Genomic DNA, 26,021 nt, shown 5'->3' with positions numbered 1-26,021 from the left:
AAGACAATAAAGTCATGAATCGATATAACCGTAACAAAAAGTACGATGAGACTAAAAAGAAAACCCTTTGGCTTATTCCTGTGGCCATTTTATTGGCTTTTTCATTATATAACTATGGCTCGTTAAATTTAGCATTCTCGTGTTTAATAGCATTACTTTCGCTAGGCGTTATAGCATTGGTGGTTCAAATTTCATTGGGTATCAATCTGAAACTATTGAAAACTAGGTTTGGTGAATATGATAAAACCATAAACTCTAGGAAATACAACTTTGCATTATCATTTTGTTTTGTTGCGTTAATACTTAATGTGTGGTAAGGCCCCAGAATTCTAGACAGTTTCTAGCTCCTTAAAATAACGTTTCTCAAATTCGTTTGGAGAAACACCACCATTTGTACCATGATTTCTTTTTGAATTGTAGAAACATTCAATGTAGTCAAATATCTCAGCCCTTGCTTCGTCACGGGTTTTATAGATCTTACGTTTAACTCTGTCCTTCTTGAGCAATGAGAAAAAGCTCTCCGCCACGGCGTTATCATGGCAATTACCTTTCCGACTCATGCTAGCTTCCAAGTTGTGCTCTTTTAAGAAGCTACGCCAATCAGAGGAGGTATATTGGACTCCCTGATCAGAGTGAACCAGCACCTTACTTTGTGGTCTTCGACGCCATACGGCCATCAGTAAAGCATCGATTACTAGGTCAGATTTGGGGCTGCTTTTCATCGTCCAGCCAACGACTTTTCGAGAAAATAAGTCAATCACAACCGTGAGATATAGCCACCCCTCGTAAGTGCGGATATATGTGAAATCTGTCACCCACGTTTGATCGGGCTTATTCACCTTGAACTCCCTATTTAAAGTGTTAGGCGCTGCGGGATGTTGTTTATTATTTCCAAAGCCTCGGTGGCGTTTGTAACCTCTGATAGCTTTAATTTTATTGGTTCGCATTATCCGATGGATGCGATTTTTACCGCATATCTCACCATCATTTTTCAAGTCAATCGTGATATTGCGATAACCATAGGTACAGCCACTTTCGAGCCAGAATTGTTTAATCTTGCCCAACAGCCTTTGGTCTTCGATTGCACGATTACTCAATGGCTTTTTCTGCCAGGCATAAAAACCACTGCGGTTGATGTTAAGAACCTGACACATTAACTCGACAGGATATTGCTTGAGTCGAGATTTCACGAACGTGTACTTTTCTTTGACTCCCCTGCAAAGTACACGGCGGCCTCCTTTAAGATGTCACGTTCCATTGTAACCCGCTTTAATTCGGCTTTTAAGCGACGTATTTCATCAGATTGGGCATCATCTACTTGACGCTGCTTGGCGGGCTTGGAATATCTTTTTACCCAATCATGAATGGACTTGTAGCTGACTCCCAATCGCTCAGCAACGGAAGTCATCGAGTGACCTTGCTCTGTTACTTGTTTGACTGCTTGGATTTTAAATTCTTCTGTATAGCGCTGACGGCTCATTATTACACCTCTTAGTTTTATATATTATAAAGCTAAGAACTGTTTAGTGAACTAGGGCCTTACCAGTTTGGCTTTTCGCTCAATAAAGTATTCAAGGTACTTTAGCTCTTTGGCGTAGCTATCGAGTATTGCTAAATCAAAATTCACATTACGTTGCACCACTTCATCGTCAAAGCGGTGACGAAAGGCTTCGCGCGCTGACGGATTTTTCATATGCAACTCTAGTGCTGGGTAGTTGTATTGGCTATTGGTATTAACGATATGCGCTTTAAGTTGTGCGCCATGCCTGACGAGCTTGGTTCTTCTGCGTAGTAAATCGCGCGTGGAGCGCATGGTTTGTGGGTAGGTATAGGCTAATGGGAAATTACCACCACGAAGTAAGCTGGCAATTTTATAGGAGTCTATTTTGTCATTTTTGGCTTTGCCGCCGTGAATGGCCTTCATATAAAGTGCATGACCGAGAACAAAATTAATGCCTTGTTGTTCGCACCAATCACTCACCCAGTACCAGCAATGCATGCATTCAACACCGATAACGATATTGCCAAAGTACGGTGAAAGCAGTTGATTTAATGCTGCTTGTTCAGCCTTAATTTTTTGGTGAACGACTTTTTCGCCGTCTCTATTCAAAATGCAGACATAAAGAATTCTGGCGTGTAAGTCGATTCCACAATAAAAATCGTGTAATTTAGTATAGAATTTCATTGAGCTTTCTCCTTTTGGTTTGGTCGCCTTGAAGTTTAGCCAATGGTTAAACTTCGGGGAGAAGGTTCAATAAGTATCAAGCTGTTCAAGCGGGACTGCTAACTGCTTGTTCGGTTCCAAGTTGTTACACAGCATTATTTGCCTATTTAATGTGCATTGCATTTACCTAAGCCGCAATGTCTCCAGGATATTTGATGAAGCTTTGTTCTGCAATTGAAACACAGACTATGGCCTTATCGATATCTAACCGGTTAAAAAACATGCTACTGTTATCCATGCTAGCCTTTGATGTCTAGTTATTTTATATACCAATAATAACTCTGAATTTACTCACTTACGGTAAAGGAAGCTAGCAACTCGAGGGCAGTCATTATGACAATAAACCCAGATAAACTTAACAAAAGAGAGTTGCATATGGATAGAATAATACTTGTATTAACAGTGACTGGGCTGGCAGTATTGTCCTTTTTCTTATGGAGTAAGAATGCACAACTTCAGGATGAAATTAGCGAGGAAATAGAAAAAGGGAAAATATCTATCACCTCCACAATATTATCAGAAACTACCGAATTTACTTTTATGAAAGTAACCAACCAGTTTGTTTATTACATGGATAAAAAAGGTAAGGATATTGGTCATGGTGCAAAGAAATCTGCTCGATGGAAAGCCTTGTATAAATGGGAATATCCTTTTCATTTTGGTTTCAAGATAAATGAAGGTTGGAACTGGTGTATAAAAGTTGATGAAGAGAATGGCATTGTTACCTTGAATGCACCGCAGATTAAACAACTCAATACTTCAAGTGCCTCACCTAAACTTGTCGAAATATTCAACAGCGGATTTAAGAAAACTCAGGTTGCTGCCCAAAAATGGATGCAAAGCCTCTCTAATAAAAAAGTGAAGCAGGCAGCCGATGCTTATCTTTCAAATAAGACAGTCCAAAGTTCCGTCAAAAAGTCACTAGCCGCTTTTTTTCAAGAAATTCTTAACGATGCTCATAAAGATGCCAACCCTATTAGCAAGGTAATTGTAAATACTGTCGCAAAAAGTAGTTGTGATGAGAGTGGATAAAAGCCCTAAGTATGTTCACCACATGAATGGTGAAACAATTGGTGGCATAGTTTGTTCTATTAGCGGTAAAATTACGCCAGCTTAATTCTTTAACATTGTTAATGTTGAAAGCTTACCTGGCTTTTATAAAGAAATAGCTAACAAGGAAAATAAAAGCTGACTCGAAGCGGCTGCGCTGCAAAAGCGTGAACAAGTAATAAAAATTAAGGGTAACAATGAAAAATTTTGAAGAAGTATTTGAACGTAATTTGTTTGCTAGTCGTTGGCTATTAGTGCCGTTCTTTGTTGGCTTGGTCGCGGCCGTTGCGGTGTTGATGTTGAAATTTATCAAAGAAATAGCGCATATGATCATTAATATTAATGAGCTAAGCGGTTCTGAAGTCATTCTCCATACATTAACGCTAATCGATATTTCGCTTATTGCTAGCTTAATTTTTATTATTGTCTTTAGTGGCTACGAAAGCTTTGTCTCAAAAATTGAAGTAGAAGACGACGGCGATCGCCCAGGTTGGATGGGCAAAGTTGGCTTTGCTGGGCTAAAAATTAAAGTGATTGGTTCTATCGTTGCGATATCATCAATAGAGTTATTAAAAGTGTTTTTAACCATGACCGAAGAGAGCGACCAAGGCGTTGTGATGTGGCGTGTGATTATCCATACCACTTTTGTTGTCTCGGGAACCTTAATGGCATTACAAGAGAAGTTAGCTGCTAGCCATTAATTTTCAACATTTATGTGGCAGCTGATACATAAAGCTGCCATAGTGATTCATTCAGTATCTGTTCACAACACCTTACTCACCCGCTTTTCCTTCCCATAAAAAACATCTTGGTCTCAACACAAATAATCGCTACAGTATAAGCAGTTGATTTTATTAAGCGTTTAACGCGTTGTATTGAGGAATTGTTGTGTCTCCAGAAGTCATTTTCTTTTCAGTAATTATTGCTGTTGTCGTTGCCTTTGTCGGCTATAAATTGCTTGCGCACTTAAAAGGCAAAATTACCCTACACCTAAACAAAACCAGTTTTCGCTTTGGCGAAACGTTAACTGGCCATTTTGACCTAGAAGCGAAAAAAGCAATTGAAGGCAATGAGCTTTCAGTTACTTTGGTTGCGCGTGAAAAAATTGAAAAGCGAGATAGTGAAGGTAAACGCAGAACGCGCACGCATGAGGTGTATCGCAATGAAAAACGCCTTGAAGGTGCAAAGGTTTATCAAGCGGGTTCAAAAGCCAATTTTATCTTTGAATTTTTCTTGCCGAAAACCGGCACAAGCGAATTTGCCGCTTCAACGCTAGGGCAAGCGATGAATATGCTAGGCAGCCTGCTCACTAGTGAAAGGCGCACTATCGAATGGCACATTGAAGCTCGCCTAGACGCTAAAGGCATCGATATTACTGATAGCCAGCGCATATACGTAGAGTAACTAGTGAAGGTAAACAACCTATTCAACCCATTGCCTACACTAGGTGATGATGAGCATTTTCAAACCTTACTTAAAAATGAAAATGTGCATATTGAGCGTATTGTTTCGCTAGGCCACAGCACAGCTGATGGGCAATGGTACGATCAAGTCCAAGATGAATGGGTAGTGTTGCTCACAGGCGCAGCAACACTTGCTTTTGCAGAAGGGAAAACGGTTGATATGAAAGCAGGTGACCATATCCATCTGCCCGCAGGTTGTAAGCACAAAGTGGCATCAACCACTGAGAAAGAGCACAGTGTTTGGCTAGCGGTTCACTTCCCACCCTCTACATAACACAATAGTGGCGCCATTGTTCGATTACCGATTCAGTGCTAATCTGACTATGTACAAAAAACAATCATTTATATGTTGGTTTTAACACGTTAGGAGTTGGGATGAATATTTCAATGAGTAAGTATGTTCGCAGTGCCGTTCGGTTTCTGCTGATTATCTGCGGCGCAACTTTGGCTACTAATGCTGCAGCGAATGATCAAACACCTGAGGATAATACCGAAGTCATTGAGGTGGTTGGCGAAACATCGCTGATGTACTTGCGCAACAAAATGAAAGTTGCAGAGCTAGATTTTTACGATAGCTTAAATGAGCTAATCGATGAGCCTAAGTACAAAGTTCGATGTCGTACCGACAACATCACCGGCTCTCGCCTGAAACAAACCTTTTGTGTGCCCTACTATATTCGTAATCACACTGCACAACAAAGCCAAGATTTTTTACACGAATTTAATCGAAAAGGATATATCCCAACCTATAAAGGAAGCGAGTTTTTGCTAAGGGCAGAATATCAACGCGCAAAGGAGTATGTGATAAAGCTGGTTGAGAAAAATCCAGAATTACTGGAAAAACTGGTTGCGCTAGAAGTCGCTAAACAAGAATACGTTAACAAGAAAAAGCAAAACAAATAACACTTGCAGCCACCGCTAGATAGGCAAGTTTAGCGGTGGTTTGTACGATTTAGTTCACACATCTCCCCTCACCCCTTGAATTTTACAAAGCAGACCACACATGTGCTGTATACTATTTAGCAATAATGTTAGAATACGCGCCATTCATTTTGCCTAAGGGGCAATCGTAAGGCCGTATTGGCAGTTCTGAGGTTTGACATGCAAACAAAATTTGACGAGCTATTGGATTTTCCAACTGTTTTAAACTTTAAAATAATGGGTTTAGCGGTAGATCATTTACCTGACCGTATTATTGAAGAGTTACAAAAACACACGCCAGGTGATTACTCGCCGTCAATTAGGCCAAGTTCAAAAGGTAACTACCACTCTGTAAGCGTTGCAGTAACGGTAACAAGTAAAGACCATATAGAATTAATCTATAAAACACTTAACGACATTGAAGAAGTGCGTTACGTACTATAACCCCAAAATTGATGGGGTGTAATTTAGGTTACCATCCATTAAAATTACACGATTACAACGGTTTGGACATTCCTTTGCAAAATCAACTACGCGTTCGACAACTAGGTCAAGCTGACTACACCCAAGTGTGGCATGCAATGAAGCAGTTTACCGATGAACGTGATGAAAACACAGTAGACGAAATTTGGTTAGTCGAACATCCGCCTGTCTTTACACAAGGACAAGCAGGTAAAGAAGAACACTTATTAATGACAGGTGACATTCCTGTTGTTCAGGTCGACAGAGGTGGGCAAGTTACCTACCATGGTCCAGGCCAACAAGTGGTGTACTTTATGATAGATATACGCCGCCGAAATATGGGTGTACGACAGCTAGTTAGCTTAATTGAACAAGCCATCGTCGATTGTTTAGCGGATTACCAAGTAACCGCATACCCTAAAGCCGATGCGCCGGGTGTGTATGTCGATGACCAAAAAGTGGCATCGTTAGGTTTACGCATTCGTCATGGCTGTTCATTCCACGGCCTTGCGTTGAACGTAAACATGGACCTAGAACCTTTCTTGCGTATTAACCCGTGTGGTTATGCGGGGCTAGCAATGGTTCAAACAACAGATTTATGTGCTCTTGATACGGTTGAAAAAGCGGGTGAAGGGCTAACAAAACATTTGATCAACTTGTTCGACAGCGAGCAGGTTGACTACTTAACAGGGTTAGATGAAAAGTATGTCAGTTAAGTCTTCTAAAATGGTTGCCGGCACTAAATTAAGAGATGCCGAAAAAATGGCGCACATCCCCATAAAGGTTGTGCCAACAGAACGTGAAACCATGTTACGTAAACCAGAATGGTTACGTATAAAATTACCGCGTACCTCTGAACGTATTGACCACATTAAGTCGTCTTTACGTAAGCACAATTTGCATTCGGTGTGTGAAGAAGCATCTTGCCCAAATTTATCAGAATGTTTTAACCACGGCACTGCAACCTTTATGATCCTAGGCGCTATTTGTACGCGTCGTTGCCCGTTTTGCGATGTTGCCCATGGTCGTCCATTGAAACCAGAAGCGGAAGAGCCACGCAAACTTGCGCTAACGTTAAAAGATATGGCGTTAAAGTATGTGGTTATTACGTCTGTAGATCGTGATGATTTGCGTGACGGTGGCGCACAACAATTTGCGGATTGTATTACCGAAATCCAAAAAGAGTCGCCTAACACTAAAATTGAAATTTTAGTGCCTGATTTTCGTGGCCGCATGGACAGAGCACTAGAGATTTTAAATCAAAGTCCGCCAGATGTATTTAATCATAACCTTGAAACAGCGCCGCGTTTGTATACTAAAGCGCGTCCTGGTGCCAACTACCAATGGTCGTTAGATCTATTGAAAAAGTTTGGCGAAGCCAACCCTAACGTGCCAACTAAGTCGGGCCTAATGGTAGGTTTAGGTGAAACCAATGAAGAGATTCTAGAAGTGATGCGCGACTTACGTGCTCACGGCGTAACTATGCTAACCATTGGCCAGTACTTACAACCTAGTAAGCATCACTTGCCAGTTGAGCGTTATGTGCACCCAGACGAGTTTGAAATGTTCAAGCAAGAAGCTGAAAAGATGGGCTTTGAGCATGCTGCTTGTGGTCCACTTGTTCGTTCTAGTTACCATGCAGACAAACAAGCTGCTGGTGAAGAAGTTAAGTAAACTCCTTGTATGTCGCTTTAGAGCTATAAAGCTGTAAGGATGTAAAAAGAGCCAGTCGAATGACTGGCTTTTTTATGATACGTGCTTCAGGCTGTATGCTGCGGGTAAAAACACATTCCATGCTACTCTCTCTTCAGCGAAGCGTCCTTGCTCCTTGCACCTTTATCGAAGCGCCCCTACCTTTTCAGCGAAAAGTCTAGTTTGCATTTATATCCATCTTTACCTATACCTAGTATTGAAATTCAATGTAAAGGACTACACGGATGGAACAACAAATTACACTTTCAAGTACAATCAAACCCCAAATGAACACCGATAAATCAACGTTTACAGTTACTGCTACGGTTGCTGTCATGTTTGTTTTATTTATTGTGTTGCCGCTGGTTGTGGGCGCACTATTTGGCATTTACGCCGGTATTCAACAAATAGCAGATACACCGGCTTGGATGCAGCGAATTGATATCGCTATGTTACACACTGTATTAACAGCAGTTTGCGCCCTGCCGCTTATTGTTTATGCAAGTAAACAGCGCAGTATAAAAGCGTTTTGCCAGTTTCTAGCATTAACACCTATCAGCAAGAAACAAGTCGCACTGTATGCACTCGTTACCCTACTTTTTTACATAATCACCTTATTACTTCAAGTCGCGCTAGAAGTGCCTGAACAGGCCTTTATAACGGCTTTAGCAAACTACCCTTACCCTATTGTAGTCGCCTTATTTGTGTGTGTTTATGCGCCCATTTATGAAGAAGTTGTGTTTCGAGGTCTATTGTTTAAACGCTTTGCGCTATCGCCAGTTGGAAACATCGGCGCTATGGTGATAACTAGCCTAGTGTTTACTTTGGTTCACAGTCAGTATGACGTTACTACATTGCTTTTTGTGTTTGCTACAGGGCTATATTTGGGCTTTGTTAGATTAATATCGAAGAGTACAAGTATGGCAATTGCCATGCACTTTTTATTAAACTTTATCAGTCTTGTACTGATATTTTTGACATAAAAAAAGGTCGCTTATGCGACCTTTTTCATCAAGTGGTTTATTACCAACCTGCTTTTTCTTTTAGTGCTACACCGATATCTGCTAAAGAGCGAACCGTTTTAACACCAGCTGCTTCTAATGCAGCAAATTTTTCGTCAGCTGTACCTTTACCGCCAGCGATAATCGCACCAGCGTGGCCCATACGCTTACCTGGAGGAGCCGTAACACCTGCAATGTAAGAAACAACAGGCTTAGTAACATTCGCTTTGATGTACTCAGCTGCTTCTTCTTCAGCTGTACCACCAATTTCACCAATCATAACGATTGCTTCTGTTTGGTCGTCGTTTTCGAACATTTCTAATACGTCGATGAAGTTCGTACCTGGGATTGGGTCACCACCAATACCAACACACGTTGATTGACCAAAGCCAGCATCAGTTGTTTGCTTAACTGCTTCGTACGTTAATGTACCAGAGCGAGAAACAATACCTACTTTACCAGGCTTGTGGATGTGACCAGGCATGATACCAATCTTTGTTTCACCCGGCGTGATAACACCTGGGCAGTTAGGACCGATCATGCGAACGCCAGTTTCTTCAAGCTTCACTTTAACGTCAAGCATATCAAGCGTTGGAATACCTTCAGTAATCGTAACGATTAGCTCAATACCAGCGTCGATTGCTTCTAAGATAGCATCTTTACAAAATGGTGCTGGAACGTAGATCACAGTTGCTGTTGCGCCTGTTGCTTCTACTGCTTCACGTACTGTGTTGAATACTGGAAGACCTAAGTGAGTTTGGCCGCCTTTGCCTGGTGATACACCACCAACCATTTGCGTACCGTATGCAATTGCTTGCTCAGAGTGGAAAGTACCTTGACCACCTGTGAAACCTTGACAGATAACTTTAGTATCTTTGTTAATTAATACAGACATTATTTGCCCTCCGCAGCAGCAACAACTTTTTGAGCCGCATCAGTTAAAGATTCAGCAGCGATGATCGCTAGGTCAGAGCTAGCTAATACTTCACGACCTGCTTCAGCGTTAGTACCTTCTAAACGTACAACAACTGGTACTTCAACACCTACTTCTTTAACAGCACCGATGATACCTTCTGCGATCATGTCACAACGAACGATACCACCGAAGATGTTAACTAATACTGCTTTAACATTGTCGTCAGAAAGGATGATTTTGAATGCTTCTGATACACGTTCTTTAGTAGCACCGCCACCAACATCTAAGAAGTTAGCTGGCTTACCACCGTGTAGGTTTACGATATCCATTGTACCCATTGCTAGGCCGGCACCGTTAACCATACAACCAACGTTTCCGTCTAATGCAACGTAGTTAAGTTCCCACTGTGCAGCGTGCGCTTCGCGCTCGTCTTCTTGTGAAGGATCGTGCATTGCACGGATTTTAGGTTGACGATATAAAGCGTTTGAATCAACGCCAATCTTGCCGTCTAGACAGTGAAGGTTGCCTTCGTCTGTAATAACTAGTGGGTTGATTTCTAATAGTGCAAAATCGTGATCAATGAACATGTTGCCAAGACCCATGAAGATCTTAACAAATTGCTTCATTTGTACTGGGTTTAAACCAAGTTTGAAACCTAACTCACGCGCTTGATAAGCTTGAGGACCAACTAATGGGTCGATAGCCGCTTTGTGAATTAAGTGTGGTGTTTCTTCAGCAACTGTTTCGATGTCTACGCCACCTTCAGTTGACGCCATGAATACAACGCGACGAGTACCACGGTCTACTACTGCACCTAAGTACAATTCGTTAGCGATGTCTGTACAGCTCTCAACAAGAATCTTAGCAACTGGCTGACCGTTCGCATCTGTTTGATACGTTACTAGGTTTTTACCTAACCAGTGTTGTGCGAATTCTTTGATTTCTTCTTTCGACTTAACAAGCTTAACACCGCCTGCCTTGCCGCGACCACCTGCGTGAACTTGAGCTTTAACAACCCACATATCGCCACCGATTTTATCAGCAGCTTCTGCAGCTTCTTGAGGAGTATCGCAAGCGAACCCTTCAGAAACTGGTAAACCATATTCAGCGAAAAGTTGTTTCGCTTGATACTCATGCAAATTCATGATGATTTTCCACTTACTTGTAAATGATAATGGCAGCTATCTAAATTGAGATAACTGCCAGTTAAAAAAGCATCGCGATTATAGTACGTTTAACACCCAACGACCAGTGTCAATAAGGGCTATAATGCGCAATTAATTAGATGTCTAACAATAGACGTGTTGGATCTTCCAATAACTCTTTAATTGTTACTAAGAAACCAACAGATTCCTTACCATCAATTAAACGATGATCATAAGAAAGCGCTAGATACATCATAGGTAAAATTTCTACTTTACCGTCGACCGCCATTGGACGATCTTGAATCTTGTGCATTCCTAAAATCGCTGTTTGAGGTAAGTTAATAATTGGTGTTGAAAGCAATGAGCCGAATACACCACCATTAGTAATGGTGAAGTTACCGCCTTGCATTTCGTCCATTGTTAACTTGCCGTCACGACCTTTGATAGCAAGTTCACGAATACCTGATTCGATACCTGCCATACCAAGTTGATCAGCGTCACGCAGTACTGGTGTTACTAAGCCACGTGGCGTTGAAACCGCAATAGATACATCAAAGAAGTTGTGATAAACAATGTCATCACCGTCAATTGACGCATTTACCGCAGGGAAGCGTTTTAATGCTTCTGTTACTGCTTTAACGTAGAAAGACATAAAACCTAAACGCACACCATGGCGGTCTTCGAATACGTCTTTGTATTGCTTACGTAAGTCCATAATTGGCTTCATGTTAACTTCGTTAAACGTGGTTAACATAGCAGTAGAGTTTTTCGCTTCTAATAAGCGATTAGCAATTGTTTTACGTAAACGTGTCATTGGAACACGTTTTTGTGTGCGCTCACCTAATACAGCACTTGCTTGTGCCGCTGGTGCAGGAGACGGTTTAGCTGGTGCAGCTGCCGGCTTGTTAGCCGCTTTTTCTACGTCTTCTTTAGTGATACGACCGCCTTTACCTGTGCCAGTTACGTCTGATGCACTAAGGCCTTTTTCGTTCATTAAACGACGTACAGATGGGCTTGCAATTTCGTCGCCAGCTGCTGGCGCTTCTTCAGCTTCTGCTGGTGCTGGTGCTGCACTTGCTGCGGCAACGCCTGCATTAAGTTCACCAATTTTTTGCTCGCCTAATACTGTTTCACCTTCAGCAAACAATACTTTGCCCAGTACACCATCGTCTTGTGCCACAACTTCAAGCACAACTTTATCTGTTTCGATATCAACTAAGTTTTGATCACGAGAAACAGCGTCACCTTCCTGTGCATGCCATGTAGCAATTGTTGCGTCAGCAACAGACTCTGGCAATACAGGAACTAAAATATCAATTACTTTTACATCTGCAGACACGGCAGGAGTTTCCTCTTTTGGTGCTGGAGCGGCAGCTTTGCCTTCGCCTTCAGCAATAATACCAATTACTTGTTCACCTAATACGGTAGCCCCTTCTTCTTGGCTAATTTCGGAAATTACACCATCTTCTGGCGCTACCACTTCTAATACAACTTTATCTGTTTCGATTTCTACCAATAACTGGTCGCGAGATACCGCATCGCCAGCTTGTACATGCCAGGTTGCTACCGTTGCATCGGCAACTGACTCGGGTAAAACAGGAACCTTAATTTCGGTTGTCATTTACTTAATCCTTACTCACTAATACCAATGATTGGTTATTCGACATTCAGCGCGTCATCGACAAGCGCTTTTTGTTGTTTAACATGCACAGACATATAACCTACAGCAGGTGCAGCAGACGCTGGGCGGCCAGCATAAGTTAAATATGTCCCTTGCGGAATTGCGGCTCTAAAGTGATGCTGCGAACAGTACCAAGCACCTTGGTTTTGAGGCTCTTCTTGACACCAAACAAATTGCTTAACATGTTGGTATTGTTCAAGTTCCGCTGCTAATTCTTTTTCAGGGAATGGGTACAATTGCTCTACACGAACGATTGCCACATTCTTCTGCTCGTTCTTACGACGTTGCTCTAGTAGCTCGTAATAAACTTTACCACTACAAAATACAACGCGCTCTACGTCTTTCGGGTTAATGTCGTCAATTTCGCCGATAACGTTTTTGTATTCACCAACAGAAAGCTCTTCTAAGCTTGACACCGCTAATGGATGACGTAGCAGAGATTTAGGTGACATAACAATCAACGGACGACGCATAGGGCGAACAACCTGGCGACGCAACATGTTAAACACCTGCGCTGGTGTAGATGGAATACATACTTGCATGTTGTGATCAGCACAAAGCTGTAAGAAACGTTCTAAACGCGCTGAGCTATGCTCCGGCCCTTGGCCCTCATAACCATGAGGAAGCAACATGGTTAAGCCACATAAACGGCCCCACTTTTGCTCACCTGATGAAATAAACTGGTCAAACACCACTTGCGCACAGTTAGCGAAGTCACCAAATTGTGCTTCCCAAATCGTTAAGCCGTTTGGTTCTGCCGTTGTATAACCATATTCAAATGCTAGTACAGACACTTCTGATAGTACTGAGTCATGTACTTCAAATGGCCCTTGCTTGTCGCTTAGGTTTTGAAGTGGCATGTAAGTAGAGGCATCGTCTTGGTTATGCAATACCGCATGGCGATGGAAGAAAGTACCACGACCTGAATCTTGACCTGTGATTCTGACACGCTCGCCACGCTCTAAGATAGCAGCATAAGCTAGTGTTTCTGCCATACCCCAATCAAGTGGGCGTTCACCTGCAGCCATTTTCTTGCGATCGTCATAAATCTTTTTAACGCGCGATTGCACTGGATGCGATTCTGGGTAACTAGATACTTTTTCAGCAAGCGTTTTTAAAGCATCTACTGAAATATTGTTGTCGTATTTGTCATCCCATTCGTGGCCGATGAACGGTGTCCAATCCACTGAATGTTCAGACATTGGACGCCACTGTTCTACCGTACACTGGCCTTCATCAAGCAGTTTACGATAGTAATCTACAAGCTCTTTTGCTTTTGCCGCAGCAATAGAACCTTCTGCTGCAAGCTTGTCTGCATAAATTTGACGTGGCGTTGGATGTTTCTTAATTTTTTGATACATCAATGGCTGTGTTGCATTTGGCTCGTCTGCTTCGTTATGGCCATGACGGCGATAACAAACAAGGTCGATAACAACATCGCGCTTGAAGGTATTTCTAAAGTCTAATGCAATTTGAGTCGCCAGAATAACCGCTTCTGGGTCGTCGCTATTCACGTGAAGAATCGGTGCCTGTACCATTTTTGCAATTTCAGTACAGTATTCGCCACTGCGAGTATCGCTTGCATTTGATGTTGTAAAGCCAACTTGGTTGTTTACAACAATGCGAACTGAGCCGCCTACACCAAACGCGCGCGCTTGCGACATGTTAAAGGTTTCTTGCACCACACCTTGACCTGCAATAGCAGAGTCACCGTGAATCGTAATAGGTAATACCAAGTCACCACTGCTGCCGCGACGGTCTAGACGTGCGCGTACAGAGCCCATAACTACTGGGTTTACAATTTCTAAGTGTGATGGGTTAAAGGCCAATGCTAAGTGAACATTCCCACCTTCAGTTACGTAATCAGATGAATAACCCATGTGGTATTTAACATCACCACTACCAAGAGATTCATCGTGCTTACCCGCGAACTCATCAAACAATACTGAAGGGTTTTTACCCAATACGTTAACCAGTACGTTTAAGCGACCGCGGTGCGCCATACCGATAACCACTTCTTTGGTACCGTGGCTACCTGCACGCATAATCAGCTCTTTCAGCATAGGAACAAGCGCATCACCACCTTCTAATGAAAAGCGTTTTGCACCTGGGAATTTTGCGCCAAGGTATTTTTCTAAACCATCAGCAGCAATTAAGCCTTTGAGAATTTCTTCTTTTTGTGCGGTGTCTAATTGCGCTTTTGACTGAATTGATTCTAAACGCTGTTGAATCCAACGTTTTTCTTCAGTCGAGGTCATGTGCATGTACTCAGCACCAATAGAACCACAATATGTGTTCTTAAGGGCTTTGTGCAGGTCACCTAACTTCATTGTTTCTTGGCCAGCAACGAATGAACCGACATTAAATTCGGTATTTAGATCGTTGTCTGATAAATCGTGGTGAGATAATTGCAAATCTCTCACTTGGTCACGTTGCCACAATCCTAATGGATCGATATTGGCATTTTGATGGCCACGAAAACGAAACGCATTAATAAGCTGAAGCACTTTAACTTGTTTCGCGTCACTGCCACCGCTTACGATAACTTGACGACCAACTTGCTTCGCTAATTCTTTAAATTCTTCTCGAATCTCTGAGTGTCTATATTCAACAGAACTTCCGTCTACCTTTGGTAAACTGTCAAAAACTTCACGCCATTCATCAGATACTGAATGGGCGTTGTCCAGATACGATTCGTACAACTCTTCTATATAAGCGGAGTTGTTTCCACTCAAATGGGAAGACTCTAACCAAGCCTTCATTACACCTTCTGGCATTACCTGTTCCTTTGCTCGGGTAAAAAGCAACAAAACTCAAACAAGAAAGCAGCGCTTATAGCCCTGCTCCAACATACGCTAATTTTAAGGCGCAGGCGGTACTGCGCCATAGTTTCTTATACTGCGCGGGAGAGAAGCATTGACTTGATATGGCCAATCGCTTTCGTCGGGTTTAGTCCCTTAGGACAAACGTCCACACAGTTCATGATGCCGTGACAACGGAATACGCTGTATGCATCTTGTAAATCATCTAAACGTTCGTCAGTGGCAGTATCACGGCTATCGATTAAGAAGCGATAAGCGTGAAGTAGACCTGCTGGACCAATGAACTTGTCTGGGTTCCACCAGAATGACGGACATGAAGTTGAACAACACGCACATAAAATACACTCATACAAACCATCTAGATGCTCGCGCTCTTCAGGTGATTGTAAATGTTCACGTGCTGGTTGGTTCTTACCATCATTGATTAAGTAAGGCTTAATTTTTTCGTACTGCGCGTAGAATTGCGACATGTCGATAATTAAGTCACGCACAACCGGTAAGCCAGGTAATGGACGTAATACGATTTTCTTTGCTTTAACAGCAGAAAGCGGCGTAATACAAGCCAAGCCATTTTTACCGTTCATGTTTAAGCCGTCACTACCACAAACACCTTCACGGCATGAGCGACGGAATGATAACGATGGATCTTGTTCTTTTAACAGAATCAAGGCATCTAATACCATCATGTCTGAACCTTCTGGAAGGTCCAGCTCATAATCCTGCATGTAAGGTTTTGCATCTACATCAGGATTGTAACGATATACTGAGAAAATTTGCTTCATCATTAAACTCCTAGTAAGAACGCACTTTCGGTGGGAAAGCTTCACGATGTACTGGCTTCATGTTAACGCCACGCTTACTCATCTCTTCAGTGTCTGGAGAGAAGATAGAGTGACATAACCAGTTTTCATCATCACGCTCTTGGAAGTCTTGACGTGCATGCGCACCACGAGACTCAGTACGGAAGTTAGCCGCTTTAGCTGTACAGAATGCAGTAGCCATTAGGTTGTCTAATTCTAAACACTCGATACGCTGAGTATTAAACTCACTCGACTTGTCCGCTAGGTGTGCGTGCTCAAGACGTTCACGAATTTCAGTTAATTCCTTCATACCTTCAGCCATAGCTTCACCTTCACGGAAAACCGAGAAGTTAAGTTGCATACATTGCTGTAGGTCTTTACGAATTTGCACTGGGTCTTCACCTTTTTCAGATGACTCCCAACGATTATAACGCGCTAGCGCAGCGTCAAGATCAGATGCAGAAGCGTCTTTAGCAGATTCAGTATTTGCTAGATATTCACCTAAGAAGTTACCTGCAGCACGACCGAATACAACCAAATCAAGTAGTGAGTTACCACCTAAACGGTTTGCGCCGTGTACAGATACGTTTGCAATTTCACCAACTGCAAACAAACCTTCGATAATTGTATCTTCGCCTGTTTCAGGGTTGAAGCTAAGTGCTTGACCGTGAACATTACAAGGCACACCACCCATTTGGTAGTGACAAGTAGGAATAACTGGAATTGGTTCTTCCGCTGGATCAACGTGAGCAAACGTTTTAGATAGGTCACAAACACCTGGTAAACGTTGATTTAACGTTTCGCGGCCTAAGTGATCTAGCTTAAGTTTAATGTGTGGTCCCCAAGGACCGTCACAGCCACGACCTTCACGAATTTCCGTCATCATTGAACGAGCAACAACGTCACGGCCGGCAAGGTCTTTAGCATTTGGCGCATAACGTTCCATGAAACGCTCGCCATCTTTATTTAGTAAGTAACCACCCTCACCACGACAGCCTTCAGTAACAAGTACACCAGCGCCAGCGATACCCGTTGGGTGGAACTGCCACATTTCCATGTCTTGCATTTGAACGCCAGCACGAAGTGACATACCAACACCGTCACCAGTATTGATGTGTGCGTTAGTGGTTGAAGCATAAATACGACCAGCACCACCAGTAGCAAGTACTGTTGCGCGTGCTTTGAAGTATACAACTTCACCTGTTTCAATGTTGATAGCCGTTGTACCAACGACAGAGCCGTCAGCGTTTTTAACTAGATCAAGTGCGTACCATTCACTGAATACGTTGGTTTTGTTTTTAACATTTTGTTGATACAAACAGTGCAAAAGTGCATGACCAGTGCGGTCAGCTGCAGCTGCTGTACGTGCGGCTTGCTCGCCACCAAAATCTTTAGATTGGCCACCGAAAGGACGTTGGTATACTTTACCGTTATCGAAACGAGAAAATGGTAAACCCATATTTTCAAGTTCAATAATCGCCTCTGGGCCTGTTTTACACATGTACTCAATAGCGTCTTGGTCACCGATATAATCAGAACCTTTAACGGTATCGTACATATGGAATTCCCAATTATCATCATGCGCGTTACCTAGCGCTACAGTAATACCACCTTGAGCAGATACTGTATGCGAACGCGTTGGGAATACTTTAGAAATCAGAGCACATGACTGGCCTGATTCAGAAATTGCTAATGCAGCGCGCATACCCGCACCGCCTGCGCCAATTACAATGGCGTCAAATTCACGAACTGGAACGCTCACTTACACACCCCACACAATTAAGAAAGTAGAAACAAGGTAAACCAGCAGTAATACCGCGAATAAGAACTGCAATGTGCCACGTAAGAAAGTTGGTTTTACGTAATCTGACAATACCTGCCAAATACCAATCCAAGCGTGAGCAAGTAATGCGATTGTTGCTACTAAAGTGAAAATTTTAACTGGCAAACAAGCAAAGAATGCTGTCCAGTTCTCGTATGTAACGTCTGGCGTGATAACAAAGAAGCCTGCAATCGTTAACGTGTATAACGCTAAGATGATGGCACTTGCACGAAGCAATACAAAATCGTGGATACCACTGCGACCTACTGTTGCGACATTATTTACCATAAACAAACCCCCACAACGATAGATAGAATAATCCAAAGCGCGATAACAAATTTAGCGCTTAAGTTACCGGACACTTTTTCTTCAAAGAAACCCATATCCATAAGTAAATGACGCACACCACCTAATAGGTGATAGATAAGTGCTGCACAAATACCCCAGATAATGAATTTAAAGAAAAAGCCGCCTAACATTGCTTCGACTTGTGCGAAACCTTCGGCTGAAGATAGAGAAAGAGAAAGTGTCCACAACAGGATACCGATAGCAAAGATCATAATCACACCGCTAATACGATGTAATATTGATGCGTTTGCTGCTGCGTGCATCTTTATTGTGGTCAGGTCTAAGTTAACAGGACGTTGTTTTTTCACAATTGTGCCTATGTACCTAACGAGCTTTTGTAAGCTTTGTTCATTTTTTATTATTGCCGTTCATTTTCTGCAGAACGACCCCTAGCAAATTCACCTGACTTTTTATGCACCTTAATAGTGCAAAATGAAGCAAGGCAGATCAAACAGATTATATAATCCAATGGCCACAATTACAATTTTAGAAAAGACAAAAAGTATGCTGTTTTAAAGGCTTGTGTCCATTTTTTGTACACTTATTGTAACGTCTTTGTAGAAAAGTCCATCTTAGACAAACGTAGCATTGACTTCCCCTAGGTATGTTGAAGTACAATAGTCCAGTTTTATATGCATAAAAACTGACTAAATTTTCATATTTGTTAGTTAAAACAAATTATTAAGGGGATAAAACATATGGCTGATTCAAAAGCCTCTTTAAGTATTGACGGAAAAGTAGTTGCTGAACTACCTGTTTTGTCAGGTACTGCAGGTAACGATGTAATTGATATCCGCACTTTAGGAAGCGCTGGTTACTTCACATATGACCCAGGTTTTTTAGCAACATCATCTTGTGAGTCTGCAATTACGTTTATCGACGGCGGTAAAGGCATTCTTCAACACCGCGGCTATGCAATCGATGACTTAGCGAAAAACGCTGATTACCTAGAAGTTTGTTACACGCTTTTAAACGGCGCTGCGCCAAACGAAGCGGAATATGAAGAGTTCGTAAATATCATCACTAATCACACAATGGTGCATGAAAAAATCGCTCACTTCTTCCAAGGTTTCTTACCAGACGCTCACCCAATGGCTATGCTTTGTGGTGTTGTTGGTGCTCTTTCTTCTTTCTACCACAGTGATTTAGATATTAATGAAGCTGACCAACGCATGCGTTGTGCACACCGCTTAATCGCTAAAATGCCTACCATCGCTGCAATGGCATATAAGTACAGTATCGGTCAACCATTTGTATACCCACGTAACGATTTATCTTACGCAGAAAACTTCTTACACATGTTGTTCTCTGTGCCAGCTGAAGACTATAAAGTTAGCCCAGTGCTTGCAAAAGCAATGGACAGAATCTTTACCCTTCACGCTGACCACGAGCAAAACGCTTCAACGTCAACTGTACGTTTAGCCGGCTCTTCTGGTGCTAACCCTTATGCTTGTATTTCAGCAGGTGTTGCGTCACTTTGGGGCCCTGCGCACGGTGGTGCTAACGAAGCATGTTTGAACATGCTTGAAGAAATTGGCGACGTATCTCGCGTGGATGAGTTTGTTGCTAAAGCAAAAGACAAAAACGACCCATTCCGCCTTATGGGCTTTGGTCATCGTGTATACAAGAACTTCGACCCACGTGCTACGGTAATGCGTGAAACCTGTCACCAGGTGCTTGAAGAGCTAGGTATTGACGATCCATTATTAGACGTTGCTATGGCGCTTGAGAAAGTAGCATTAGAAGACCCTTACTTCATTGAGAAGAAGTTATACCCGAATGTGGATTTCTACTCAGGTATCATTCTTAAAGCGATTGGTATCCCTACAAACATGTTCACAGTAATCTTTGCTTTATCAAGAACTGTTGGTTGGATTTCTCACTGGGACGAAATGTTGTCGCAACCAGGTCAAAAAATTGGCCGTCCTCGCCAACTTTACACCGGTGAATTGAACAAAACATTTACGCCGTTGAACAAATAACGCGCAATTAAATGTAGAAAAAAGGCGGTTTTACCGCCTTTTTTTACGTCTAGAGCATTCACTCAGTTTATCTTTACTATAAATGTAATAAATACCAAACTCTGTTTATATTTTCTGACGTTATTCATATTTATCCAAAAAAATGACTATTTATTCACCTTTCGCCCTAAAGTGATGGATGTTTTTTCATCAAAACCTAACCCGATTACCTCACCAATTTAGTGCAAAATTGTAATACCAATTGCTGTTTTAGCTCAGTGAATTTATAATGGCGCGCTTTTTTAATTCAAAGCAATTACTTATTTTTTACGTTAACGTCGCTATTTTTTGCAGGTAAACAATGTCAGAACAAGATTATCAACTTAGATTTGGTGGTATAAGCCGACTCTATGGCATACAAGGTGCTGAAATCATTAGCCAGGCTCATGTTATGGTGATTGGTATCGGTGGCGTTGGTAGCTGGGTTGCTGAATCCCTTGCCAGAACAGGCATTGGGCATATTAGTTTAGTTGATTTAGACGATGTCTGTATCACCAATACAAATCGTCAAATTCATGCACTGAATGACACCATTGGTGAAAGTAAAGTTGCGTTAATGGCTCAGCGTATTAAGCAAATCAATCCAGCTTGCCAAGTAAGTGAAATAGAAGACTTTGTTACACTAGATAATTTGTCTGAAGTAGTTACCAAAGACATTGATTATGTGGTTGACGCTATAGACGCTGTTCGAGTGAAAGCGGCGATGATAGCGCACTGCAAACGTAACAAAATTAACGTCATTACAATTGGTGGCGCGGGCGGACAAACCGACCCAACACAGATTAAAGTAGACGATCTAAGTAGAACATACCAAGATCCTTTATTGGCGAAAGTTAAAAACCAATTGCGTCGCGACTACAACTTTTCTCGCAATGTAAAACGTAAGTTTTCTATCGATGCAGTGTTTTCAACCCAGCAACTCGTTTATCCAGATAATGAAGGCAACGTGTGTTTTGCTAAGCAGCAACAAGAAGGTGCAATGAGACTTGATTGCAGCGGCGGTTTTGGTGCGGCGACGCATGTTACGGCCTCGTTTGCGTTCTTTGCCGTTGGCAGGTTACTTGAAAAACTGATTCGTAAGAAATCACGCTAACTCGTTCGCACGAGTTTTTATTTTTTCAACAATCGCTTTAAGTCCATTGCCACGCGATGGGCTTAAATGTTGCAAAATACCGAGTTGCTCAAAATACGCTTGCTCATCGAACTCTGCGATTTGCTCGGCCGATTTACCTTGATAGGCCTGAAATACGATGTGCATCAGCCCTCTTATAATACGGGCGTCACTATCACCTTGCAGGTTGATACTGCCATTTTGCTCAGACATTGTTAACCAAGCTTGAGATTCACAGCCTTCAATCAGATTTTGTGGCAATCGATACTCACGCGACATTCGTTCGAAGTCTCTGCCATAAAGCATGATCAGCCGATGTTTTTGATCCCAACCTTTAGCTTGCTCAAATTCCGATACAATCGATAGTGATGGTTCTACCTGATGTTGCTCTCCCGAAAGTATCTGCGCTAGAGCGTCAACAAAATAGTCTACTTCTGCGCGAGTATTGTATGGCGCTAACGATACCCTTAAGCTACCGCTACATTGTTTGTATTCCATCAAAGGCATTGCGCAGTGATGCCCTGCCCGTATAGCAATTCCTTTAGCATCCAATGCCGTTGCAATATCTTTGATATGTTCCCCGGCAATCTGAAATGAAAAAAGTGGAATATCTGGCTTACCCTCAAACAAACACGCCACCTGCTCTATGTTGCTTAATGCTTGCCACATATAGTCGGTTAAATCTGACTCTATTTGCGCAATATCTTGATGGTGTTTACGGATAAAATTAAGCGCGCGAGCAAAAGCAATGACACCAGCAATATTGGGCGTACCCGCCTCAAATTTACTAGGCGCCTCATTGAACGTTGTACCTGTTTTGAGGCTCACCTTCTTGATCATTTCTCCGCCACTTTTGTAAGGGGGCAGTTTTTCAAGCACAGCCGCTCTACCATAAAGCACGCCTAAACCGGTAGGGCCATACAGTTTGTGCGCTGAAAACACATAAAAATCACTATCCAATGATTTAACATTAAGCGCTGTATGAGCGATTGCTTGGGCACCATCAATCAAGGTTAACGCGCCCTGCTCTTTTGCTAGGCGAACGAGCGTAGCGACATCATTAAACTTGCCAACTACATTTGATAACTGACTAACGGCGACAAGTTTTGTTTGGTTTGACAATAATTGTTTGAAATGAGCAATATCAATCCGCCCTTGGTTATCAATATCAACAACGCGCAACGTCGCACCGTATTGTTCACAAACCAATTGCCAAGGCACGATATTAGCGTGATGTTCGCTCACTGAAATAAGAATTTCATCACCCGCTTGTATAAACGCTTTAGCAACACATGTTGCCACTAAGTTGATGGCATCGGTTGTGCCTGAAGTAAACACCACCTCATTTTTATCAGCACCAATCCATTGAGCGATATCAGTTCTGCATCCCTCATAAAGACTAGTCGCTTGTGCACTCAAAGCATGAGAAGAGCGATGCACATTAGCATTTATTGTTTCATAGTAGGACTGAGTTGCCGAAATCACCTCATCAAGGCGTTGGCTTGTTGCTGCATTGTCAAAATAGACCAGCGGCATGCCATTGACCTGCTGAGATAAAATAGGAAAGCGATGTCGAAATTGAGATGTCACGGGATATTCTTTACAAAAATGCAATCAAAGTTTCATAGGACTGTAGCAATTATATCTTAAATTATCATCGAGGTTTGCATATTGTTCAATGCAAATAGGTGTTGAACCATTTTGCCGACACGCGAAGTAGTCACTAAAGAAGTGTTAAATAATGCAATGCAGCAAAGTTTAACATTGTAGCCGTTACTAGCGCATTAATTAGGTCATTTTGTGATTAATTATTGGACTAATTTATATCTAAACGGTCATGTTAAACGATTGAATAAATTTTAACCAATAGTTAAACTGATAGTGCGGTTTGGTCTGATGTCTGAATTTATTCACAAAAAAATTATGCACTTTTTGAATTATTGACTATACCTTATAAACCGTAGTAGTTAAGGAAAATGTAGTAAAGGATATTAACATGGCATTGTTTTACTGGTTAGCACAGAAACAAAAGAAACTAATGTCAAAGGGCAGTGAAAAGATTTTAGATGAAGAGTTGAAAAGCTTACAAAATCTAACCATGTGGCCTACGGCAAAGGTGAAAAGGAAGCTTAAAGGTCGACTGAAAAAGCAAAAAGTAGTTAGCTATGAAAAAGTCGAAGAAAACCCGTCTAGCTTAATAATGAGAAAAGAAATGTAATAAAAAAAGCACCTTAAGGTGCTTTTTTATTGCTTGTTTAGTACCGATTCAAATAGTTTAACTGAGCGACCATTGTCTCTGAAGTTTGCATTAACTTTAATACTCTGCTCCTCTGAAATCATACGTTGGTATAGTGGCGGAAGCCCTTCCCCCAAATGGGTCATTATATTGCGACCAGGCAATGGCCGATAAGCTTGGGTGGCGCTATTGTCACAAGTTTTAGCTCTATAAAGTCCAATTTTCTGCTGACCATTCTTAGGAGTCCCTAGCACTAACTCCCCATCTTGTTCAGAAACAAGCACTGTGTCTTCCTCGATGTAAATTCGCCAAGGCAATTGAGCGAGCAGCGTCTCTCTGCTGCTCTGCGAAGCGTCAGCATCCAGTACAACTACATTTTTTGCAACATAAGCCCCCGTGCAAAAATTATGGGTAGCTCGCAGCGGATATTCATCGACAAAACCAAGCCAATGCATGAGTTCATGCTCAATGACATTAGGTGTATCTGCTCTGTCGATATACATAATACCGCCATGAACATTTGCCCCGCCGCGAGGCAACATGACCAATAACAACTTAGCCGCAATGTCACCTTGATAAGAAAGCCAAATGTCTTCGTCACACATTATCGGCGCGTTAGGCAGTCGATTACACTGAAGCCTGTCTATCGGTACATACTTAGGTGTGTCAAAACAAAACTGACTCGCCACAAAAGAATCTCGTAATGTCGCAAGTTTACTTTCAAGCGATGTTAAATCTTCCAATGAGGTAGCTATAGGCTGCACGCTGTTTTCACATTGCGACACAAATTTAGGTAGCGATGTAACGACTTGGTAGCGGTTTATTTGCTCGACTAGCTCATCGGCAATGTTTGCGTCTTCGAGTTGCTCTATATGCTGCTCAACAAAATAGACATTACCCAAGCGAATGTTAACGCGCATTAAAAGCGGTAGATGCGCTGTATTGGTTGCATCTAACATAGCGTTAATATCGCTGTACTGACCGCGCTCGTACAACCAGGTTGCATAAGGTATTTGCGCTTTTTGAGGCGCAAGGCGCATGGCTTGTTCAAACCAGAGTTGAGCGTCTTTATCGTGCCTATTTTCAGCATAACGATGCGCCAACAAAAGTGCCTCTTCCACGTCTTGTTTTGCTAAAGCAGCGCTCAGTTGATGATATGTTGGACTGCGGGGTGAGGTTTGCATTCGCGCATGGCGCAGCGCTTGTGCGATATTGTGTTTAGTGCCGAGGGTAATAATTTCTGGTGTTGGTGTTTCTTCGCTTAGCGCTTTATTAAGATAGTGCATTAAATGAAAAGAGCTTGATGACAGTATTGCCAACAAGCTCCCCACTATAAATATCTTCGCTAAAGTATTCATTTAATTTGGTTGCGGTAAAGTCCCTTGCTGAAAACTTGCGCGCATCAAGTCAAGTTCTAGCTTTGCATAACGATGCTCAACAAATTCGTATACATTGGTACTTAATGCCAATTTGTAATAATTGGCGGCAGAATTATAACGGCCGCGAGCAACACTATATTTCCCCAAATAAAAATAGGCTTCACATAGTCTTTCTGTGAGCTCTTGATTAGATCTTACGCCCTTAGTCACCGAGGCTAAAAACTGGCTTTGATTGATCTCACCTAAATATAAACGCAACACCTGTTTCGCCCATACTTTATCGTCAATCTGTTGCTTGCGCTCAGCTAACTTCTGATTAGCTTTTTCTGGATCCAATTGATGTTCGGCAAAATACAACCAAATCACGCGATAGGGATCGCTTGGTTGGCGATTATAAAAACGAACAAGATCTTCTTGTGCTAAGCCTGGTCTGTCGCCATAGTATAATGCGATACCGCGATTGAGATAGGCAAACTCATGATTAGGCGCTAACTCCAAGGTAGAGTCAAATTGCTGGTATGCTTCATTGAACTCTTGCATTTGAGTGTAATGAATTCCAAGGAAGTTATATGCGTCAACTAAGGTTGGTTTAAGTCTTAATGCTCGATTAAAATCTAACCTTGCCAATGAACGCAGTCCAATTGAATCAAATATAACGCCACGATCATAAAACAGTTGTGCGCGTTGTTCGTCCGTGACTTCTGCGCGTTGGATAACTTCAGTAAGTCGTGCAAGTGCGATTTCACTTTTATAGTTAACCGGCATGGGTTCAGCGACTAACAGTTTGTCGATTGTTGGTGCGCTGTTCATCGACGAACAACCTCCCAGCCAAAATACTGTTAATAACACACTGAATTTACTTAGATATTTCACCAAAAATCACTTCCTTTTAGATGTATCTTTTCGATTATATTAAAAAGGGAGCCA

Annotated in this window: 24 protein-coding genes and 1 pseudogene; 12 read left to right on the top strand and 13 right to left on the bottom strand. The window is 42.1% G+C overall.

Annotation, left to right across the window (positions count from 1 at the left end; genetic code table 11):
- Positions 1-329 precede the first annotated feature (329 nt).
- Positions 330-1,480, bottom strand: a protein-coding gene (locus QUD85_RS05685; protein WP_286218627.1) for an IS3 family transposase whose coding sequence is annotated in 2 segments (ribosomal slippage) — positions 330-1,246 and positions 1,246-1,480 — 1,152 coding nt in all. Because the reading frame shifts where the segments join, the coding sequence is not laid out codon by codon here.
- Positions 1,481-1,534: 54 nt separating this feature from the next.
- Positions 1,535-2,185 (bottom strand): annotated as a pseudogene (locus tag QUD85_RS05680) (IS110 family transposase); the annotation flags it as partial.
- Positions 2,186-2,557: 372 nt separating this feature from the next.
- On the opposite strand from QUD85_RS05680, the gene QUD85_RS05675 reads away from it, so the two are divergent.
- The 9 genes from QUD85_RS05675 (at position 2,558) to QUD85_RS05635 (ending at position 8,795) form a co-directional block, all read left to right on the top strand.
- Entirely contained in the window at positions 2,558-3,256 is a 699-nt protein-coding gene (locus QUD85_RS05675) for a hypothetical protein (RefSeq protein ID WP_093327614.1), read from the top strand.
- Positions 3,257-3,471: 215 nt separating this feature from the next.
- Positions 3,472-3,975: a TIGR00645 family protein gene (locus QUD85_RS05670; protein WP_093327612.1), complete on the top strand. Its 504-nt coding sequence runs from the start codon at positions 3,472-3,474 to the stop codon at positions 3,973-3,975.
- A 187-nt stretch (positions 3,976-4,162) separates the two neighbouring features.
- A complete protein-coding gene (locus QUD85_RS05665) occupies positions 4,163-4,678 on the top strand; it encodes a hypothetical protein (RefSeq protein WP_093327611.1) in 516 nt (171 codons plus the stop codon).
- A 3-nt stretch (positions 4,679-4,681) separates the two neighbouring features.
- Positions 4,682-5,011 carry a cupin domain-containing protein gene (locus QUD85_RS05660; RefSeq protein WP_245732046.1) on the top strand — a complete coding sequence of 110 codons (330 nt, stop codon included), beginning with the start codon at positions 4,682-4,684 and terminating at the stop codon, positions 5,009-5,011.
- 101 nt (positions 5,012-5,112) lie between these two features.
- A complete protein-coding gene (locus tag QUD85_RS05655) occupies positions 5,113-5,640 on the top strand; it encodes a hypothetical protein (RefSeq protein WP_093327610.1) in 528 nt (175 codons plus the stop codon).
- A 198-nt stretch (positions 5,641-5,838) separates the two neighbouring features.
- Positions 5,839-6,102, top strand: coding sequence for a DUF493 family protein YbeD (ybeD, locus tag QUD85_RS05650; protein WP_093327609.1), 264 nt, complete (start codon positions 5,839-5,841; stop codon positions 6,100-6,102).
- 137 nt (positions 6,103-6,239) lie between these two features.
- The gene (gene lipB / locus QUD85_RS05645) at positions 6,240-6,836 is read left to right on the top strand and encodes a lipoyl(octanoyl) transferase LipB (RefSeq protein ID WP_245732051.1); all 597 of its coding nucleotides are present in this window, start codon (positions 6,240-6,242) and stop codon (positions 6,834-6,836) included.
- Positions 6,826-7,794 carry a lipoyl synthase gene (gene lipA / locus QUD85_RS05640; protein ID WP_093327635.1) on the top strand — a complete coding sequence of 323 codons (969 nt, stop codon included), beginning with the start codon at positions 6,826-6,828 and terminating at the stop codon, positions 7,792-7,794. Before lipB ends, lipA begins: the two co-directional genes overlap by 11 nt.
- Before the next feature lie 263 nt (positions 7,795-8,057).
- Complete coding sequence (locus tag QUD85_RS05635; RefSeq protein ID WP_093327607.1) at positions 8,058-8,795, top strand: CPBP family intramembrane glutamic endopeptidase; 738 nt, start codon at positions 8,058-8,060, stop codon at positions 8,793-8,795.
- 40 nt (positions 8,796-8,835) lie between these two features.
- On the opposite strand, the gene sucD is transcribed toward QUD85_RS05635, so the two are convergent.
- The 8 genes from sucD to sdhC all read right to left on the bottom strand — a co-directional run bounded on the left by sucD (position 8,836) and on the right by sdhC (position 18,655).
- Positions 8,836-9,708 (bottom strand): succinate--CoA ligase subunit alpha, encoded by an 873-nt coding sequence (sucD, locus tag QUD85_RS05630; RefSeq protein WP_093327605.1) that lies wholly within the window; start codon positions 9,706-9,708, stop codon positions 8,836-8,838.
- Positions 9,708-10,874 carry an ADP-forming succinate--CoA ligase subunit beta gene (gene sucC / locus QUD85_RS05625; RefSeq protein ID WP_093327604.1) on the bottom strand — a complete coding sequence of 389 codons (1,167 nt, stop codon included), beginning with the start codon at positions 10,872-10,874 and terminating at the stop codon, positions 9,708-9,710. The genes sucD and sucC overlap by 1 nt, the downstream gene beginning before the upstream one ends.
- 136 nt (positions 10,875-11,010) lie before the next feature.
- Complete coding sequence (gene odhB / locus QUD85_RS05620) at positions 11,011-12,495, bottom strand: 2-oxoglutarate dehydrogenase complex dihydrolipoyllysine-residue succinyltransferase (RefSeq protein ID WP_093327602.1); 1,485 nt, start codon at positions 12,493-12,495, stop codon at positions 11,011-11,013.
- 35 nt (positions 12,496-12,530) lie between these two features.
- Positions 12,531-15,332: a 2-oxoglutarate dehydrogenase E1 component gene (locus QUD85_RS05615; protein ID WP_093327601.1), complete on the bottom strand. Its 2,802-nt coding sequence runs from the start codon at positions 15,330-15,332 to the stop codon at positions 12,531-12,533.
- Positions 15,333-15,448: 116 nt separating this feature from the next.
- Positions 15,449-16,159, bottom strand: a complete 711-nt coding sequence (locus tag QUD85_RS05610; RefSeq protein ID WP_093327599.1) for a succinate dehydrogenase iron-sulfur subunit — start codon at positions 16,157-16,159, stop codon at positions 15,449-15,451.
- 10 nt (positions 16,160-16,169) lie between these two features.
- The gene (gene sdhA, locus QUD85_RS05605) at positions 16,170-17,939 is read right to left on the bottom strand and encodes a succinate dehydrogenase flavoprotein subunit (protein WP_093327598.1); all 1,770 of its coding nucleotides are present in this window, start codon (positions 17,937-17,939) and stop codon (positions 16,170-16,172) included.
- Positions 17,940-18,287: a succinate dehydrogenase, hydrophobic membrane anchor protein gene (sdhD, locus tag QUD85_RS05600; protein WP_093327596.1), complete on the bottom strand. Its 348-nt coding sequence runs from the start codon at positions 18,285-18,287 to the stop codon at positions 17,940-17,942. It lies immediately after the preceding gene.
- Entirely contained in the window at positions 18,281-18,655 is a 375-nt protein-coding gene (sdhC, locus tag QUD85_RS05595) for a succinate dehydrogenase, cytochrome b556 subunit (protein WP_093327595.1), read from the bottom strand. The genes sdhD and sdhC overlap by 7 nt, the downstream gene beginning before the upstream one ends.
- A gap of 390 nt (positions 18,656-19,045) precedes the next feature.
- On the opposite strand from sdhC, the gene gltA reads away from it, so the two are divergent.
- Both gltA and tcdA read left to right on the top strand, forming a co-directional pair.
- Complete coding sequence (gene gltA, locus QUD85_RS05590) at positions 19,046-20,329, top strand: citrate synthase (RefSeq protein ID WP_093327593.1); 1,284 nt, start codon at positions 19,046-19,048, stop codon at positions 20,327-20,329.
- A gap of 340 nt (positions 20,330-20,669) precedes the next feature.
- Positions 20,670-21,461, top strand: coding sequence for a tRNA cyclic N6-threonylcarbamoyladenosine(37) synthase TcdA (gene tcdA, locus QUD85_RS05585; protein ID WP_093327592.1), 792 nt, complete (start codon positions 20,670-20,672; stop codon positions 21,459-21,461).
- Here tcdA and QUD85_RS05580 read toward each other — a convergent pair.
- Positions 21,453-23,069 carry a SufS family cysteine desulfurase gene (locus QUD85_RS05580; protein WP_143047910.1) on the bottom strand — a complete coding sequence of 539 codons (1,617 nt, stop codon included), beginning with the start codon at positions 23,067-23,069 and terminating at the stop codon, positions 21,453-21,455. The genes tcdA and QUD85_RS05580 overlap by 9 nt on opposite strands.
- A gap of 406 nt (positions 23,070-23,475) precedes the next feature.
- Between QUD85_RS05580 and QUD85_RS05575 the strand changes: the two genes are divergently transcribed.
- Positions 23,476-23,697 (top strand): hypothetical protein, encoded by a 222-nt coding sequence (locus QUD85_RS05575; protein ID WP_093327589.1) that lies wholly within the window; start codon positions 23,476-23,478, stop codon positions 23,695-23,697.
- A 26-nt stretch (positions 23,698-23,723) separates the two neighbouring features.
- Here the strand turns inward: QUD85_RS05575 and QUD85_RS05570 are convergent, their stop codons facing one another.
- On the bottom strand, positions 23,724-25,034 hold the full coding sequence (locus tag QUD85_RS05570) for a tetratricopeptide repeat protein (RefSeq protein WP_286219635.1): 1,311 nt from the start codon (positions 25,032-25,034) through the stop codon (positions 23,724-23,726).
- A gap of 39 nt (positions 25,035-25,073) precedes the next feature.
- Entirely contained in the window at positions 25,074-25,943 is an 870-nt protein-coding gene (gene nlpI, locus QUD85_RS05565; protein WP_093327586.1) for a lipoprotein NlpI, read from the bottom strand.
- Between the last annotated feature and the right edge of the window lie 78 nt (positions 25,944-26,021).

The sequence above is a fragment of the Thalassotalea agarivorans genome, from assembly GCF_030295955.1.
Classification (GTDB): domain Bacteria; phylum Pseudomonadota; class Gammaproteobacteria; order Enterobacterales; family Alteromonadaceae; genus Thalassotalea_D; species Thalassotalea_D agarivorans.
The sequence above is the reverse complement of the archived record's forward strand: the minus strand, read 5'-3'. Positions and strand labels throughout refer to the sequence as shown.